The organism is Xanthobacter autotrophicus, from assembly GCF_029991245.1.
Taxonomy (GTDB): Bacteria; Pseudomonadota; Alphaproteobacteria; order Rhizobiales; family Xanthobacteraceae; genus Xanthobacter; species Xanthobacter autotrophicus_C.
In genome coordinates, this window is the sequence record NZ_JAIVFO010000330.1 from 1 (window position 1) to 538 (window position 538).

General features: G+C 69.0%; 1 protein-coding gene. It reads left to right on the plus strand.

All coding sequences use genetic code 11. The annotated features are described in order from the left end of the window. The coding region (locus K9U41_RS23060) for a methyl-accepting chemotaxis protein (RefSeq protein ID WP_282643165.1) at positions 1–538 on the plus strand (538 nt) is incomplete at both ends.

Genomic DNA, 538 nt, shown 5'->3' on the forward strand with positions numbered 1-538 from the left:
CGCCTCCGACGTCCCCGCGCGCGGCGGCGCGGTGATGGCGCAGGTGGTGCGCACGATGCGCGGCATCGACGAGAGCAGCGGCAGGATCGCGGAAATCATCGGCGTGATCGACGGCATCGCGTTCCAGACCAACATCCTGGCGTTGAATGCCGCCGTGGAGGCCGCGCGCGCCGGCGAGCAGGGCCGCGGCTTCGCGGTAGTGGCCAGCGAAGTGCGCAACCTCGCCCAGCGCAGCGCCGCCGCCGCCAAGGAGATCAAGGAACTGATCTCCACGAGCGTCGAACGCGTCGGACAGGGCACCATGCAGGTGGACCGTGCGGGCGCGACGATGTCGGATGTCGTGGAATCGATCCGCCGCGTGACGGACATCGTCGCGGAAATCAGCACCGCCAGCAATGAACAGAGCCAGGGCGTCTCCCAGGTGGGAGAAGCGGTCGTGCAGATGGACCAGGTCACCCAGCAGAACGCCGCGCTGGTCGAGGAATCGGCCGCCGCCGCGGGCAGCCTGAAGAGCCAGGCCGACAACCTGGTCGAATCC